The sequence below is a fragment of the Actinocrinis sp. genome, from assembly GCF_035650855.1.
Taxonomy (GTDB): domain Bacteria; phylum Actinomycetota; class Actinomycetes; order Streptomycetales; family Catenulisporaceae; genus Actinocrinis.
Genome location: NZ_DASRGV010000394.1, coordinates 1 through 13,965 on the forward strand (window position 1 = coordinate 1; position 13,965 = coordinate 13,965).

At 71.1% G+C, this 13,965-nt stretch carries 27 protein-coding genes; 1 reads left to right on the forward strand and 26 read right to left on the reverse strand.

From position 1 onward, the window contains the following. Window positions 1-67: 67 nt before the first annotated feature. From VFB40_RS27595 to VFB40_RS27665, 15 genes are all read right to left on the reverse strand, one after another. The gene (locus tag VFB40_RS27595) at window positions 68-553 is read right to left on the reverse strand and encodes a hypothetical protein (protein ID WP_324855817.1); all 486 of its coding nucleotides are present in this window, start codon (window positions 551-553) and stop codon (window positions 68-70) included. A 517-nt stretch (window positions 554-1,070) separates the two neighbouring features. Then, complete coding sequence (locus VFB40_RS27600; protein WP_324855819.1) at window positions 1,071-1,397, reverse strand: helix-turn-helix domain-containing protein; 327 nt, start codon at window positions 1,395-1,397, stop codon at window positions 1,071-1,073. Beyond that, complete coding sequence (locus tag VFB40_RS27605) at window positions 1,394-1,873, reverse strand: LuxR C-terminal-related transcriptional regulator (RefSeq protein ID WP_324855821.1); 480 nt, start codon at window positions 1,871-1,873, stop codon at window positions 1,394-1,396. Before VFB40_RS27605 ends, VFB40_RS27600 begins: the two co-directional genes overlap by 4 nt. Continuing rightward, window positions 1,870-2,262, reverse strand: coding sequence for a WhiB family transcriptional regulator (locus VFB40_RS27610; protein WP_324855823.1), 393 nt, complete (start codon window positions 2,260-2,262; stop codon window positions 1,870-1,872). The genes VFB40_RS27605 and VFB40_RS27610 overlap by 4 nt, the downstream gene beginning before the upstream one ends. Beyond that, window positions 2,262-2,831 carry a hypothetical protein gene (locus VFB40_RS27615; protein ID WP_324855824.1) on the reverse strand — a complete coding sequence of 190 codons (570 nt, stop codon included), beginning with the start codon at window positions 2,829-2,831 and terminating at the stop codon, window positions 2,262-2,264. The genes VFB40_RS27610 and VFB40_RS27615 overlap by 1 nt, the downstream gene beginning before the upstream one ends. Next, entirely contained in the window at window positions 2,828-3,055 is a 228-nt protein-coding gene (locus VFB40_RS27620; protein WP_324855827.1) for a hypothetical protein, read from the reverse strand. The genes VFB40_RS27615 and VFB40_RS27620 overlap by 4 nt, the downstream gene beginning before the upstream one ends. After that, window positions 3,055-3,816, reverse strand: coding sequence for a DnaJ-like cysteine-rich domain-containing protein (locus VFB40_RS27625; RefSeq protein WP_324855829.1), 762 nt, complete (start codon window positions 3,814-3,816; stop codon window positions 3,055-3,057). Before VFB40_RS27625 ends, VFB40_RS27620 begins: the two co-directional genes overlap by 1 nt. A gap of 52 nt (window positions 3,817-3,868) precedes the next feature. Next, window positions 3,869-4,810 (reverse strand): DNA-methyltransferase, encoded by a 942-nt coding sequence (locus VFB40_RS27630; RefSeq protein ID WP_324855831.1) that lies wholly within the window; start codon window positions 4,808-4,810, stop codon window positions 3,869-3,871. After that, window positions 4,807-5,052: a hypothetical protein gene (locus tag VFB40_RS27635; RefSeq protein WP_324855833.1), complete on the reverse strand. Its 246-nt coding sequence runs from the start codon at window positions 5,050-5,052 to the stop codon at window positions 4,807-4,809. Before VFB40_RS27635 ends, VFB40_RS27630 begins: the two co-directional genes overlap by 4 nt. After that, window positions 5,049-5,561, reverse strand: a complete 513-nt coding sequence (locus VFB40_RS27640; protein WP_324855835.1) for a GIY-YIG nuclease family protein — start codon at window positions 5,559-5,561, stop codon at window positions 5,049-5,051. The genes VFB40_RS27635 and VFB40_RS27640 overlap by 4 nt, the downstream gene beginning before the upstream one ends. Next, on the reverse strand, window positions 5,558-5,773 hold the full coding sequence (locus tag VFB40_RS27645; protein WP_324855837.1) for a helix-turn-helix domain-containing protein: 216 nt from the start codon (window positions 5,771-5,773) through the stop codon (window positions 5,558-5,560). The genes VFB40_RS27640 and VFB40_RS27645 overlap by 4 nt, the downstream gene beginning before the upstream one ends. A gap of 38 nt (window positions 5,774-5,811) precedes the next feature. Beyond that, window positions 5,812-6,417, reverse strand: a complete 606-nt coding sequence (locus VFB40_RS27650; RefSeq protein WP_324855839.1) for a zinc finger domain-containing protein — start codon at window positions 6,415-6,417, stop codon at window positions 5,812-5,814. Next, complete coding sequence (locus VFB40_RS27655) at window positions 6,414-7,511, reverse strand: hypothetical protein (RefSeq protein WP_324855841.1); 1,098 nt, start codon at window positions 7,509-7,511, stop codon at window positions 6,414-6,416. The genes VFB40_RS27650 and VFB40_RS27655 overlap by 4 nt, the downstream gene beginning before the upstream one ends. After that, window positions 7,511-8,053 (reverse strand): HNH endonuclease, encoded by a 543-nt coding sequence (locus VFB40_RS27660; RefSeq protein WP_324855843.1) that lies wholly within the window; start codon window positions 8,051-8,053, stop codon window positions 7,511-7,513. The genes VFB40_RS27655 and VFB40_RS27660 overlap by 1 nt, the downstream gene beginning before the upstream one ends. A 100-nt stretch (window positions 8,054-8,153) precedes the next feature. Further along, window positions 8,154-8,519, reverse strand: a complete 366-nt coding sequence (locus tag VFB40_RS27665; RefSeq protein WP_324855845.1) for a hypothetical protein — start codon at window positions 8,517-8,519, stop codon at window positions 8,154-8,156. Between the two features lie 178 nt (window positions 8,520-8,697). Between VFB40_RS27665 and VFB40_RS27670 the strand changes: the two genes are divergently transcribed. Then, the gene (locus VFB40_RS27670) at window positions 8,698-8,940 is read left to right on the forward strand and encodes a hypothetical protein (protein ID WP_324855847.1); all 243 of its coding nucleotides are present in this window, start codon (window positions 8,698-8,700) and stop codon (window positions 8,938-8,940) included. A 328-nt stretch (window positions 8,941-9,268) separates the two neighbouring features. On the opposite strand, the gene VFB40_RS27675 is transcribed toward VFB40_RS27670, so the two are convergent. From VFB40_RS27675 to VFB40_RS27725, 11 genes are read right to left on the reverse strand one after another with little or no spacing between them, the layout of a single operon-like run. After that, on the reverse strand, window positions 9,269-9,484 hold the full coding sequence (locus VFB40_RS27675) for a hypothetical protein (protein WP_324855849.1): 216 nt from the start codon (window positions 9,482-9,484) through the stop codon (window positions 9,269-9,271). Then, window positions 9,481-9,726, reverse strand: coding sequence for a hypothetical protein (locus tag VFB40_RS27680; protein WP_324855851.1), 246 nt, complete (start codon window positions 9,724-9,726; stop codon window positions 9,481-9,483). Before VFB40_RS27680 ends, VFB40_RS27675 begins: the two co-directional genes overlap by 4 nt. Next, window positions 9,723-9,992, reverse strand: coding sequence for a hypothetical protein (locus tag VFB40_RS27685; RefSeq protein WP_324855853.1), 270 nt, complete (start codon window positions 9,990-9,992; stop codon window positions 9,723-9,725). The genes VFB40_RS27680 and VFB40_RS27685 overlap by 4 nt, the downstream gene beginning before the upstream one ends. Then, a complete protein-coding gene (locus VFB40_RS27690; protein WP_324855855.1) occupies window positions 9,989-10,549 on the reverse strand; it encodes a helix-turn-helix domain-containing protein in 561 nt (186 codons plus the stop codon). Before VFB40_RS27690 ends, VFB40_RS27685 begins: the two co-directional genes overlap by 4 nt. Continuing rightward, entirely contained in the window at window positions 10,546-11,016 is a 471-nt protein-coding gene (locus tag VFB40_RS27695; RefSeq protein WP_324855857.1) for a hypothetical protein, read from the reverse strand. The genes VFB40_RS27690 and VFB40_RS27695 overlap by 4 nt, the downstream gene beginning before the upstream one ends. Continuing rightward, on the reverse strand, window positions 11,013-11,897 hold the full coding sequence (locus VFB40_RS27700) for a sigma-70 RNA polymerase sigma factor region 4 domain-containing protein (RefSeq protein ID WP_324855859.1): 885 nt from the start codon (window positions 11,895-11,897) through the stop codon (window positions 11,013-11,015). Before VFB40_RS27700 ends, VFB40_RS27695 begins: the two co-directional genes overlap by 4 nt. Beyond that, complete coding sequence (locus VFB40_RS27705) at window positions 11,894-12,139, reverse strand: hypothetical protein (RefSeq protein WP_324855861.1); 246 nt, start codon at window positions 12,137-12,139, stop codon at window positions 11,894-11,896. Before VFB40_RS27705 ends, VFB40_RS27700 begins: the two co-directional genes overlap by 4 nt. Then, window positions 12,136-12,795: a hypothetical protein gene (locus tag VFB40_RS27710; RefSeq protein ID WP_324855863.1), complete on the reverse strand. Its 660-nt coding sequence runs from the start codon at window positions 12,793-12,795 to the stop codon at window positions 12,136-12,138. The genes VFB40_RS27705 and VFB40_RS27710 overlap by 4 nt, the downstream gene beginning before the upstream one ends. Further along, window positions 12,788-13,357, reverse strand: coding sequence for a hypothetical protein (locus tag VFB40_RS27715; protein WP_324855865.1), 570 nt, complete (start codon window positions 13,355-13,357; stop codon window positions 12,788-12,790). Before VFB40_RS27715 ends, VFB40_RS27710 begins: the two co-directional genes overlap by 8 nt. Beyond that, on the reverse strand, window positions 13,350-13,772 hold the full coding sequence (locus VFB40_RS27720; protein WP_324855867.1) for a hypothetical protein: 423 nt from the start codon (window positions 13,770-13,772) through the stop codon (window positions 13,350-13,352). Before VFB40_RS27720 ends, VFB40_RS27715 begins: the two co-directional genes overlap by 8 nt. Continuing rightward, complete coding sequence (locus VFB40_RS27725) at window positions 13,769-13,963, reverse strand: hypothetical protein (RefSeq protein ID WP_324855869.1); 195 nt, start codon at window positions 13,961-13,963, stop codon at window positions 13,769-13,771. Before VFB40_RS27725 ends, VFB40_RS27720 begins: the two co-directional genes overlap by 4 nt. Between the last annotated feature and the right edge of the window lie 2 nt (window positions 13,964-13,965).

Consider the following 13,965-nt stretch of genomic DNA (forward strand, 5'->3'; position numbering starts at 1 on the left):
GCGTTGGGGCCGAGCCGGATCGGGACGCTGCGTGCGGCGTCACGGATGGACCGGCGAAGGGCGTCGGTCATCGGGCGTCCTCGCGCTTCCGGTCGCGCGACGCCAGCCACACCCGCAACCCCGTCCCAGCCCCAAGCCCGGCGACGATCACGCCGAACCCGACCCAACGCGAGAGATGCCACTGCCACACGGCGGCGAACCCGACCAGGTACACCCAGCCGGACAGGGCGGTCCCGCGCCACCGGTCTGTGGCCTGGCGCTGCGCCCGCAACAGTGACTGGTACCGCGAACGGTCGCTTCGGTTGCGCCACTGCCAGTCCTGGTTGGCTTTGATCAGCCATTCGCGCCCGGCGATCGGGTGGGCCCTCACGAGTGCGGCCAACGCGGCGTCGGCGACCTTGAGGGCCTGTTCCTCGTTCAGTTCGACGGGCATGCCCTTCGCTGCGGCGCGGGCGATGACGGGGTCGAGGTCGAGGCGCACTTGCCGGGTGATGGCTTCGGCGACGCGGTTGCGGTCCAGGAGCGGCGAGGGGGCGATCGTGTCGTCGGTCATCGGGGGTCCTCTGGGTCGGTGCGGGCTTCGGGGGTGGCAACGCGGGCCACAGCGGGCCGCTGAGCGTCCTCGGTGTGGTCCCGTGATGGATTTCTCGTTCCGGTATCCGCTGGGGCCCCAGCGGGGCTGTGCGGGCTTTCCGGGGTTACGGATCGGCCAGGGATGGCCCGTGCGCCCGATGCAGCAGACCGTGGAGCGCCGTTCACGCCTCCCGGGTCCGCCCGTGCCAGAACGCCGCCCCCGTGGCTCTGAGGCCCGTTCTGGGCCTCCGCAGCCGCCGCGTGCAGTCCCGCGGTGATCCGCCACGCCCGCAGCAGCTCCGCGATCGCCTGCCACGACTCGGCCGCCCGGAACTCCTCCGCCATCGCGGCCTGCTCGGAGCGCGGCATCCCGGGCAGGGCGAGCAGCAGACACCTGGCGTCGGCTGCGACCGCGAGCACCGCGGGGTTGGCGGCGGTGCAGACCTCCCGCCACGTCTCGACCGCCGGATCCCGGCCCGGCAGCTCCAGGCCCGCGCTCACGGCTCGCTCCCGGGTTCCTCGATCAGGCCGCACGCCAGCGCAGCCGTGACCGCGCCGACCCGGTTGGACACGCCCAGCGCCGTGTACAGGCGCCGCGCCCGGTGTTTGACCGCTGACGGGCTCAGGGCGAGGCGCGCCCCGATCTGTGCCTGCGTCAGGTTCGCGGCCAGCAGCGGCAGGAGCGCGGCCAGCCGCGGGTCCAGGGCGGCCGGTTTGCGGTGCGGTTGCCTGCCGAGGGCTTCGGCCAGCGTCGCCCCCGGCAGGATCAGCGGGGCGCCGGGGCGTTTCGGGTACGCGCCCAACCACGCGGCCGGCCCGGTCACGCGGCACGCTCCCGGCGCACCAGCGTCAGCACGCCCAGCTCCACCGCCCGGCGCACCAGATGCGTCCGGGAACACGCACCCAGCCGCTGCCGCAACTCCGCGGTCATGCGCCGCACATCACCGACCGGCAGGCCCCACCGGTCCGCGATGCCCACCGCGTTCAAGCCCTGCGCGATCAGCAGCAGGCACTCGAATTCGCGGCGCGTGACCTTCCCCGCCCCGTCCGGCACCGAGGCCGGCGGGGCGAGGACGCCCTGCTTGTAGCCGGCCGCGACCATCGCGGCGCGTTCCCGGGTGTTCAGCCGCCCGGACAGGCGCCCGAGCGCGTCCTTGACGCTGCTGGTGGCCACCTCGAGGCGGACCGCGATCGCGGGATCGGACAGGCCGTCGGCGAGCAGGTCGAGGACCTGCCGTTCGAGCGGGCTCATGAGGGTGGCGGCGGGTGGCGCGTCGGAGAACAGGACGGCGGCGCTCATGCGGCGGCCCGCTTCGATGCCTGCTGCTGACGCTGGCGGGAGCGGCGCCGCAACTCCTGCTCGCGGTCCCGCTCGGTCAGCCCGCCCCAGATGCCGCTCGGCTGCCGGGTCTCCAACGCGTACTCCCGGCACAGCGGCATCACGCAGCACTCGGAGCAGACCGTGCGGGCCTCTTCGATCTGGTCGCTGTAGAGCGCCGACTCGCCGATCGGCTGGAACAGGGCCGGGTTCTCGTCGTTGCACGCGCCGTCGAGCATCCACGACGTGCCGGCGTGCCGGTCGCGGGGTTCGGTGGCCGTGCGGGCGCGCGCTTCGCGCTGATGGCGGGAGAGGACCGTGAAGGGCTGCATGGCGGGGATGCCGACCGCGGTGGGGGTGTGCGCCGCCATCACGCACCCGCTTTCGGCTCGTCGTCGGCGAACAGCTCGTGCGTGAGGTCCTGGATGTCGGCGACGGCCTCGCGCTGGGCGCGGGCGGTGACGCACGCGGGCATCGCGCACGTGTCGGCGGGTCCGGCGTGGTCGGGGAGCTCGTGCGGGTAGCCGGGGCCGCGGTGCCGGGCGGGCCGATGCTCGGGGTCCACCAGGTGCGTCTCGACCGCGGCCAGGGCGTCGGACACGTCGCAGTAGCCGGGCCGCATCCCCGCGGCCGCGGCCGTGTCCTGCTTGCGGATCTCCGCGCGGGCGTTGCTGATCCGCTGACGCAGTTCGTCGCGCTCCGCCTCGACCTCGGATGCGCGGTTCTGGGCTTCGGCTGCGCGGTCGAACTCTGCCTCGGACTCGCGCCAGTGGTCGCGGGCCAGTTCGTCGCTCTTGGCTGCCTGGATGCGCAGACGGTGGACCTCGGCGAGCAGTTGCGGGATGTCCTCGCGCTGGAGCTTGTCGCACAGGCAGGCCCGATGCGTGTCGTCTTCGATCTCGCTGAGCCGCTCGTCGGTGAGCGGTTCGGTACTGGTCATGCTGCGGTCCTCTCGGTGTCGGTGTCGGTGTCGGTGCTCGTGAGTCGGGCGAGTGTCTGGCGGTGGCGGGTGAGCAGTTCGTCGGGTTCGGGCAGGCCCGCTTGGGCGGACGGGGTGTGTGCGGCACAGCGGGCGCCGATCACGTACAGGCGGACCCGGTCGGTCGACCCGCAGGCCACCAGGGCGCACACCAGCGGGCGCGCAGGCGGACGACGCGCGGTCATCAGGCCCTCACGATCCGAGGCCGCAGCACCAGCAGGTCGCCCGGTGCGACGTGCCGCAGCACCCTGTCCGTGTCGAGCTGCACGCCGCCGCCGTTGAACAGGCCGAGGCGCTGCCGCTCGCTCTCGCCGACGCCGTGGACGTCGCAGGCCGAGGCGAACAGGTCGGCCAGGGAAGTGACTTGCTGATAGGGCACTGGGCGATCCGCGCCGCCGTGCGTGACCCAGATCGACGGGGCTTCGACCGTGCCGCTGCCGTGGCAGCGCAGGCACTCGCCCTGACTGGCGCCTTCGGCGTCCGTCTCCTGGCCGGTGCCGTCGCACGACGGGCACGCGGACGTCTCGGGCTCGGTCTCGACCGGCAGCACGCCCTGGCCCGGGGACTGCACGGCCGGCTTCGGCCGGACGTACACCTCGTCGCCGTCCCAGCCCGCGAACCGGTAGACGACCGGGAACGGCGAGACCACCTCGAACACGGGCACGTCGGGACCACTGTCGAAGAACTCATCGGAGGTGAACTCCTCGCCGAAGATCGCCAGGCCGCAGTTCGCGGTGGGGGACTTGTCGGGGCGCGGGTTGCCGCCCTCGTCTCCGGCGCGGCGGCACACGGGCAGGTCGGCCCAGTCGCGGCCGGTCAGGTCGGTGGCGTCGAAGGGGCAGATGACGGTGAACTCGAACTGGCCCTGGTCGAGGGTGACGCGGATGCGGTGTCCGTCGTCGGCCCATTCGGGTTCGGTGGTGGGGCTGGTGTCGGTGTCGTTCATGTCAACTCGTTTCCGGGGGTGTGGTGTTCGTGCAGGTCAACACAGGGAAAGGTCACGCGGCAGGGTCAAGATCGAGCACGCCCTGCGCGAACCGCTTGATCGCGAGGTCGTGGTAGGCGGGGTTCAGGTCGATGCCGATGTACCGGCGGCCGAGCTTGCGCGAGGCCTCACCGGTCGTGCCGGACCCGGAAAACGGGTCGAGCACGGTGCCGCCGGGCTTGCAGCCGGCCTTGATGCAGCGGACCGGCAGCTCCAGCGGAAACGTCGCGAAGTGCGCCTCGGGATACGGCCGCGTGGGGATCGACCACACGTCGCCGGGATTGCCGCCCTTCGGGTTCAGCGCCCGCGTCTTCGCCGACCACTCCGACGGCCAGCCCTCGCCGCTGCCACACGAACGCCCCTCGTGCCGCTGCCCTGCGGTCTTCTGCGGCTCGCGGATCGCGTCGAGGTCGAACGCGTACCGAGCGTCGCGCACCAGCAGCAGGACCGTCTCGTAACGGTGCGCGAGACGGTCGGTGACGGACTCGGGCATGGAGTTCGGGGCGTGCCACACGATTCGGTTGCGCACGATCCAGCCGTCGTCCTGGAAGGCGATGGCCAGCCGCTCGGGGATGAGCATGAGGTTCTTCGGCGGGATGGCGCGCGTTCCGCGGAGGCCTTCGGCGGTGAAGGTGCGGCCCTGGCGCTGCCCGTTGCCCTGGCGTCCGGCCGAACCGGGCGGGTAGGCGTAGGAGTCGTCCAGGTTGATCCAGCAGGTGCCGTCCTTGGCGAGGACGCGCCGGGCTTCGACGAATACCTGGCGCATGATCTCTACGTACTCGGCGGGCGAGGACTCCAGCCCGTATTGGCCGGGCACGCCGTAGTCGCGTAGCCCGTAGTACGGCGGGGAGGTGACGATGCAGTCCACGGACTCGTCCGGCATGCCGCGCAGTACGTCGAGGGCGTCGCCAAGCCAGAGCGTGACCTGCTCGTCGCGGTAGTAGGGGCTGGTCACCGTGCTGCTCCTGTCTCGCTGGTCGTGTCGTGTTCGAGTTGCTGGAGTGCGTCGCGTACGGCCTGCCGCCACTGCTCGGCGGCCTGTTCGTCGGCGCGTCGTTGCCGGGTGGCTTGGTCGCGCCGGTCCTGGGCGGTGTCGGCGGCTTCCCGGCGGCGTTGCTCGATCTCGTCGGGGGTGTCGGTCCAGGGGGGCGCCCAGCCGGCCGACGTGGACGGGCGCACGATCCGGGCGGCGGTCATCGGGCACTCGCCGCCTTGAGCTGCGCCGTGATCTCGGCGAGGGTTTCGGTCTTCCCAGGCAGCGCAACCCCGTGCGCCTTCGCCCAGTCCTTGAGCCGGTCACGCCCGACACCGGCCGGCGCGCCCGCAGCCAGCAGCGCGGTCACGTACCGGGCCGCAGGAGTGCGCTCGGGCCGAGCCACCGCGCGCCTCTTCGCGACCTCCGGTGTCGTCCCGATCACGCCGATCGCGGCACACACCTCGGTCGCCGGGTCCAAATCCCCGAAGTCGAACCACTCGCCATGGCAGCGGCGCGGCGCGAAGTACTCGTGCAGCGCCCGCTCCGCGCGAGCGTTGGTGCGGACGGCGAGGATCAGGTGCAGGCGGTGGGGTGAGCCGACTTGGAGGTTGGCGAGCCGCTGCTCGACGCTGCCGGTCGTGGTGCCGATCTTGACGAGCCGGTTTCCGCTGCTGCCGATGACGTACGTCCAGCGGCTCGCGGCCCGGCTGTCGGCGATGGGGCCGTTCATGCCGCCACCCCGTACCGGTCGAGGCTGATCCACCCGCAGCGCAGCGCCGTCGCAACCAGCTCCTCGCGGCTGCCCGCCCCGGTCTTCGCCAGCAGGACCCGCACCCGCCGCTCGGCGTCCGGGCGGCTGATCCGGTACACGCGGGCGAGCTCCGCGGTCGTGTAATCCTCCGCGAGCAGCCACAGCAGGTACCGGTCACGGTCGTTCAGCAACGACGAACCCGGACGCGGCAGAACAACCGGCCCGCCGGTCACGGCGCACCGTCCTCGACGCTCGGCCGAATCGGCTCATACGCCACACCCGCAGCCGTACACCGCGCCGGATGCAGAAACCCCGCCAGTGGCCGCCGCGACGACTTCCCGACCGGCTTCTCACACCACGCCCCGGCCTGCGCCAGACACGCCTCCCACGGGCACGCCACCTTCAACGCCGGGTGACCGCGCGTCGCACGCACCTCCGAGACAATCCGGCCGATCTCCGGCGGCGCGAACGCCGCACCACCCGCAGGCAGCGCCAGAGTCGGCCGAGACGGCGCGATCTGCCCACCAGCGGCAGCCCGCGTGATGCCGCGGGCGCGGGCGAGGAAGTCCGTGACGCTCTCCTCCGGGTGCGGCTCGTAGATCACGTTCGCCGCAGACAGACGCGACGCCCGCAACTCCTTCACCGCCGTAGCGATGTCCGACGGCGCGATGAACGGCCGCCCCTGGGCGATCCGCGGCAGCACCTCCTGGCAGTCCGCGAACTCCAGGCCGCCGAGCACCATCAGCCAGGCGTCCGGGGTGTACTCGTCGAACTTCTGCGCCGGGCACAAGGCCTTGACGTACCGGCCGAGGACGGCGATCTCCTGCGGGGTCATGACGTCCTCCGAGTGGGGTCGAGGCCCTGGCGGGCGAGGAACCGGGCCATGTGCTCATCGCCGCCCAGGTCGTTGGGGACGGAGCGCTGGAAGGGGACGACGACGTTCGCGGCGCGGGCCTGGGCTTCGTTGACGAAGGAGGCGATTGCGGAGGGCGCAGAGCCCTTACGGCTCCAGGCCATGAATCCGGTGCGAACGACCTCGTAGGGGATGCGGTCCTCTTCGAGGAGGATCCGCAACTCTTTGCCGGCGTGGCCGATGGTCCGGCCAGGCGGCCGGTTGTTGGGGCGAGACTCGATCCACTCGGCGACGAGTGCGGCGGCGTTCTGCTGCGATCCAGCGTCAGGATTGCCGTTGGCGGGCGCCGTAGGCGCGGAGTCCACGGCGGCGGGTGAGTCGAACAGTGCGGCCGGTTCGGCACCCGCGGCGTCAGCCGCGGAGGGGTTCACGGAAGGGGCCACGGGCAGGGGAAGGGGCAGGGGAACGCCCGCGCACGCGTGCGCACGCGGGAGAGGGTTTCCGGAAGGGTTACTGGAACCCTCTTCGCCTGCGCTTTCATGGGCAAGCTGACCGCTTTGACCGCTCTGTCGGATTTCATCGCCTGAACCCTTGCCGGAAGGGTCCGGGGAAGGGTTACCGGAACCCTTCCTGAGCCACGCGATCAGCTCGCTGCAAACCTCCCGTGTGTCGCCCCTCATGCCTGCCTCGTCGAGTCGTTCGAGTTCGGCCAGTAGCGCGCGGCGGATCGGCTTGGAAGGGCACGCGTAGATCTGGGCAGCGGCAGCCTTGAAGACGTTCGGCTGCTTGTACACGTCGTCGTTGCGAATGAGCGAGCGGACGAGCAGCAGCATCTCTTCGTCGTCGATGACGACGTACTTACGGGCGTGCAGTTCGCGCAGCGCGGCGTTGACCTCAGCGACCGTCTTGCTAAGTCGCCGAGCCCATGGGGCGATACGCAACGCGATGATCCCGGAGTGCCCGAGGTCATGCTGCGGGATCAGGAAGTTGTATACGTACTTCGCATCGGCGCCGAGGCTGGTGAAGTCTTCGTCGTCCCACTGACTGGCGAAGATCTTGCCGAAGGTGCGAGCCATCAGACCTTCGCCCCCTTGCTGCTGTTGCAGGGCCGGCAAAGTGTCTGGAGGTTGGCGTACGAGTCCGGGCCGCCCTTTGACCACGGGTAGATGTGGTCAAGCGTCAGGTCGTCAGTAGCGCCACAGCGAAGGCAGGCGTTCCCATCGCGGTCATACACTGCGGCGCGCAACGCGTCCGAGATCGGATCGCGCTCGTACACCGGACGCATCCGCCACAGAGGCTCGGGCAGATAGAAACCTCGCGGCCTGGGCACCATGCGCCATCCGCCACGCTCGGGCCGCCACAGGTCGGCGTTGACGAGTTGCGCGGCAACCCGGGATAAAGCGGGCTCGTCCCGCAGGCTGGCGGCGTGCCGTCGACTGACATAGGTGGGGTCGTCGCCCACACGGTCGCGCGTGAGTGCGCACACGACGAAGAGCCCGAAAGCCTCGCTCCCCGCCTTGCAAACCGGTAGCGCCGAGTGGGCGCTTGAGTGGATTTCGAAGCTGTGCCGTACGGGCTCGCGCCGCGTCGCCGTGCCGCTTTCGGACTTGCGTGCCATGTGCTTGCTGCTCTCCCGAGGATTGGACCGATTGGTGGGCTGCGTTCCGGCGCTGACGCCGGCCGGGGATGTCGGGGGCCGGTGCCGGGATCGCGGCCGGTCAGCCGGAGATGGAGCGCAGGGCCTCGGCGAGCAGCCGCGTGACCTCGGCCGTGGGGGAGGGCTGCGCGAGGCGTTCGGCCATGTCGGCAGCCAGCAAGATCTGGTACGCGAGCACGCGGGCGTACGCGGGGCTGTAGCTGGCCACGGGGTGCGGCATGTCGACCAGGGAGACCTGCGGCGCTTCGCCGTCGGTCTGGCTGACGGTCACGCCGAGTTCGCCGAAGAAGTCCCAGGGCGTGGAGTGGAAGTGCACGGTGGAGGGGTCGGCGTGGCCCTCGCAGGCCGGGAAGCAGGTGTCGTAGCGCTCGAAGCCTTGGTGCGCGCCGAGCAGCGTCTGGTCGAGCAGGTCTGTAAGCTCCGACATCAGGTCCATCTCCTGTTACAGCAGGGTGTGGATTCAGGCCCCGTCCGGTGTTGCGATCACCGGTTCGGGGCCGCTTCGTTCTCGTCCCAGTATAACGCCAACCTTGATAACCTTGACAAGCTTGATGAGGAAAGCTTGGCAAGTTAGCATGGAAGGGAAAGCTGCGTAGAATCCCGCCGTGAGCAAGGACCCCAAGGTGACTACCGAGACCATCGCCCCGGCCGAGGTGTACAAGCGCCTTGGCCCCATCAGCCGCGCCGCTTCCGCTGCCCGCCACGAGTTGGGCGAGCTGCCCATCACCTACGTAGAGAGCCGCGGCGAGAAGACGCTCGCGCTCGTGCCGCCGTGGGCTGCGCAGTGGATGGAGCGCCACGCCGCCGAGATGCTGGCGTCGATCCAGGCCGAGGACGCCGCGTCCTGACGCCGGGTGTGTCGCGGCGGCCGACACACGGGCGGTCACCGGGCTGCCCCCGACCTGGCCGCACGCTGGCGACGCAGCGGAGCACGATCAACCCACGGATCCGCAAACGGATTCGGGCCATACCGCCGCGACCACAACGGCTTCCAGCACCACACACAGTTCTCGAACCGCACGTCGCAGTGATGCGGCACGTGGTAGCCGCGCGCCCAGCACGCGGGGCGCCACAGCCACAGGGCGCCCCGGTCGCCGCAGGCCCACCAGGCGAGCTTGACGAGCCCGTGGCCCTCGATCTTCGCCGTGAACCAGTGGTCGAACCGCGAACGCGCGCTCATACGGCACCGTCCTCGCGGGTGGCGCCGAGCGTGAACCAGTGCACGCTGTGGCACCCGTCGCAGGTGAACGCCTGCTCAAGCGGCAGCGCCGCAGCGGGCACGTCCCGGAAGTCGAGCACGGTGATCGCGGCGCAGTCGCACCACACCTCGACACCCTCCGGCGTCACGGTGACCCGCTCGATCGAACGGCCAGGCGGCAGGAACTCGGTCACGGTTCGACCTCCGCGCAGCACTCCGCGGCCCAACCGCCGGTCCCCTCATCCCGCGTGATCAACGCCCCGACCGCGAACGGCTCCCCGCACCCCGCGCACTGGCCCCGATACCGGGCCTCCAGCCAGCCCGGCCGCGGCAGTTCCCGCACCACACCGGCGGTGGCCTGATCCTCGGGTTTGCCGTGGATGCGACACGCGCACTGCGACTCGGGCAGGTCGGTCAGATCACAACGCGCCGTCACGACGTCTCACCGCCTTCGCGGCGCATCTCCAGCAGCAGCTGCCGGATCTCCAGCGCCGCACGCTCAGCCGCCCACGCCGACACGACACCCACCGGCAGCACGACACCCATAAGCAGCGCCCACCACCACTCGCCCAGCAGCAGGCACGCGACCAGTTCCACGCCGCCCGCGCACGCGATGAACCAGCGCGCCCACGGCAACCAGCGGGCCGAACCGACGCACAACACCAGCACAGCGAACAGCGGCCAACGCCGCACCGGGATCACGACCCGGCACCTGCTTCCGGCTGCGGCACGACCAGCGACCCATGCTCGCCGACCAACCCGACAACCCGCCACACGTCCCCAGGCCGATCCCGACGCACCACCTCGTCACCCGCCGCGATCCCGGCGCGCGACTCGATCAGCTCGGGCCACGCCTCCGTGAGATCCCTGCCCCGCGCCGTCACCCACGGCTCACCCACACCCAGCCCGGTCGCACGGTGATCCCGCAGGCCGAACGCCGGTAGCGACGGCGGCGGGGCAGGCGCCGCACCGCCCTGCTTGAGCACCGCCGTCACCGCGGACGCGCAGTCGTCCCAACCGGCCCGATACCGCTCGTCCGAGTCGTCGGCGACACCGAGCAGCCACAGCAACGACACCCCGAGCACCCGCGAGGCCGCGAGAGCGTTGCCAGCACCGATCTCTCCGTCGCCACGCTCCCAGTTCGACACGCACGCACTGGACACGCCGACGCGCCGGGCGAGTTCGCGTTGCGGGACGCCGAGCTTTTCGCGAGCGGCACGGATGTTGCGGCCGATTACTTTGGCCAGGTCTTCGGTCACAGGACACCCCCGATCGGCTGGACGGTGTCCACGGGCCGCGCGGGAGGCCGGGAACCGTACCCGTCACCGCACTCGCCGGGCACTGGTGCGTCCGGCAGCCCCGCCGCGGCACGCTCACACCGAGCGTGATCCGTGCACCAATGCCGGCCCGCGAACCTCACGCCGCCCGGCTGAAAGGCCGCCGCCGCCAGGCCCTCCGCCAGAGCATTGAACACCTGCGCGACCCGCCCGGTCTTCCTGCTGCCGAACATCAGGTCATCACCGCGCTCCGCCACCACCTGCGCGCTGCGCTGTGCCGCGCGCTGCCGAGCGGCCGGAGCCCACCCGCGCATCTCCCAGATCCGCAACGGCACCGCGAGCATCAGCGTCTCCACCAGCACGTCACAGCGCCGGTCGTCCGCGATCAGCAGATCCGTGCGCTTGCGGTCGCGCACCTGCGAGCCGAGGAAGTCGTACCAGTCGCTCACGCCGCACTCGCCTCCGATACGGCCATGGGCGCAGGTAACAGTGCACGCGCCGCCTCAGCGCGGCGCCTGCCCCGGTCGCTCTCGCACGCCCGGCAATGCCCGACCGGGGCGCGGCCCGGCTTGCGGGGCTTCTCCCACCGGGTGTTCTCCGGCGTCATTGGCGTACCGCAGACGCCGCACTCGGCGCGTAGCCGCTCCTCGGCCTGCGGCGCCACGGCGGCCATAGGGCGGTGCATGGGTGGCGGCGGGTCGGGCGCGTACCAGTGGCCGCGGAAGTTGCGCCGCGCTTTGTTCAGCCGGTCTTTCGCAGCCTGGTAGGTGATGCCCAAAGCCTCGGCCGTCGCCTGCACGTCGTTGCCCAGGACGGCGAGCATGGTCAACGCCTCGATGTGGCTCGCGCAGAGCGTCGCGGTGATCTGCACCAACGCGATCCGCTCGACGACCGCGTCCTCGGGCGACGGCACCGTGCGCGCGTGCCAGTCCCAGTAGCGGGCGAAGTTTGCCCCGGTGTAGGTGCCGCTGCGCCGCGTGCCGAGCATCTGCTGATGGCGCTGCTGGTCGTCCTGCAGCACGCGGCGCCCGGCGTCGAGCAGGTCGCGTTCGCTCGGCTGCTGCTCGACGGAGCACAGGTGCTCGACGATCCCGTGCCACGCGGCCTCATATTGGTCGTTTCGGTCACCGCCGGCGAACCATCCGAGGTGGAAGGTGACGGTCAGGCGCGCAAGCCGGTCCAGGTCGGCCATCGTGTAGCCGTGGCGCACGGCCCCGGCCACGAGGGCACGGTCGGCTTCCGGCTCGGGCGTCGGCGTTTCGGGTTCGTGCTGCGGCGGCGTGATGGTCCAGCAGCGCACCTGCGCGGCGGAGTACGGCTTGTGCTTCACGGCCGGCCCCCGTCCGCGATCTCAGCTGGCTCGGGCTCCGGCGGGCGTCGCAGGCCCCGGAACGGTCGCACCGCCACCGACCCGTCCGGCCACGCGACCAGCGCGTTACGCGGCCCGTGCGGCTTCAACCGCACCAGCGGCAACACCGCCTGCAACCTCGGCAGGTCCGGGTTCGCCTTGCCGTTCCAGCGCGCCAGCACAGTCACCAGCTCGCCACGCAGCAGATACTCCGAAGCGGTCACGGCGCACCGCCCGGCTGCGCGGGAACATAACGCAGCGCCGCAGCGTGCATCCCCTCCAGCGCCGCCAAAGCGCCCGCGCGGTCACAGGACCGCTCCGCCTCGGCGCGCAGCAACGGCAACCCCGAGCCGATCGACTCCAGCACCTCGCCACGGGTCGCCTCACGCCCGTGCGCGAACCAGTGCACCGCCACCGGGTCACCGATATCGATCAGGATCTGCCCGCGCGCAGGACTCCACGTCGACCAGCGCCGCGACACCCACACCGCACACGCCCCCGGGTTGCGCTCGATCATGATCCCGGCGGGGTTGTGCGCGTCTGACGGCTTGCCGGTCTCACGGCGGCGCATCGACGGGTTCGACAGGAACGGGCACGCGACCGCCGCGTACTTCGCGCACGACAGGTGCGAGCCGGGTTCGGCGGTGTTGCGGTTGACCACGCACATCGGGCCGATCACGAACGCTGTGTTCACGCCGAGTCTGCTGCCGCACAGCCAGCATTTGCGCTGCTTGAGTGCCTGCTGGATGCCGCCGGGGCGGATGACGCGGAAGTCGGGCTGGCCGTCGATCCAGGCGACGAACCAAGGGACCGGCCGACCGTGCTTGTCCCGGGGCAGCGCGGTCATGCGTGGCGGGATGGTGAGCGTCGCCTCAGGCATCGGTCACCGCCCTGGCCGGCACGCACGTCTTGCACGCGCACGGCTGGCCGGCGAGCGGGCCAAGACCGTCCTCGATCACCGGCACATGCCGCTCGTGCGGGTTGCCGTGACCCCACGCGTGCCCGTAGAACTCGGCGTCGCGGCAGTTCCCGCAGTGATCCAGGTAGTAGGTCGCGATGTCCTCAGCGGTCCACTTCCTGGGCTGCGATTCCATCCCGGCCGGGCGCTGGGCGGATTTGCCGGGGTAGCCGGGCAGGTACTCGGGTTCCGGCGGCGGTGCTGGAGCCTCGACCGGCTCGTACGTCTCCGCGAGAACCGCTTCGTCTATCGGGTAGAACTCGCCCTTCACACCGCGCACAATCCACTGGCCGGTCTTCACCCCGACCCACGTGCTGTGCAGTTCGTCGTAGACGATCGCGGTGATCTCGGGGTCGGCATAGTCGCCGGGCGCGGTGGACTCGAACCGGTGGCCGGTCCACTCGGCCAGCTCGGCCTCGTTCGAGCCGGTCCACTGGAGCGCGGCCACTACGACCGGGCGCTTACGAAACAGTTGCTCAGGCATCGGAAGACACCGCCCCGGCCGCGCGCTGCTCGGTGCGCTGCTCCACCGCAGCCGACAACCGGCGCGCGAACTCGTAGCGCAACGCATCCCGCCGCCGGCCACCAACCAGCCGCGCCCACCACGGCCACGACACGTAATCCGCCGCGATCAGAGCCGCACCCAGCGCCTCCGTGCTCGCGCCGGACACCCGCAGCGGCCGACCATGCCGCTCATGCTGGGCACGCCGACACGGCGCCTTGTCGTGGTACGCGAACACCTCGCCGCCACTGGTGACGGTCGAGTAGTTGCCCGCGGGGACGCGCCGCCCGCAGTGGGCGCAGCGCTGGCGCAGGAACCGCTGCGCGTCCGATGCGTCACGGTTTAGGGTGTCTATGTCCGAACTGAGTGGCCCGGTCGTTTTGTTGGTGGCGGTCACGAGGCACTGTCCATGGACGCTGCGAGCATCAGCCCGGACGCGACCGCGCCGCCGATGACGGCCTCGATCGCCCACTCGGCGAACAGCACGCGCCAGAAGCCCCACGTCACGAGGTGGTTCGCGCCTAAGACGAGCATCACCAGCCACGCGGTGAGGAACCAGTGCGTGATCGCTGCGAAGAACTTGCCCATGA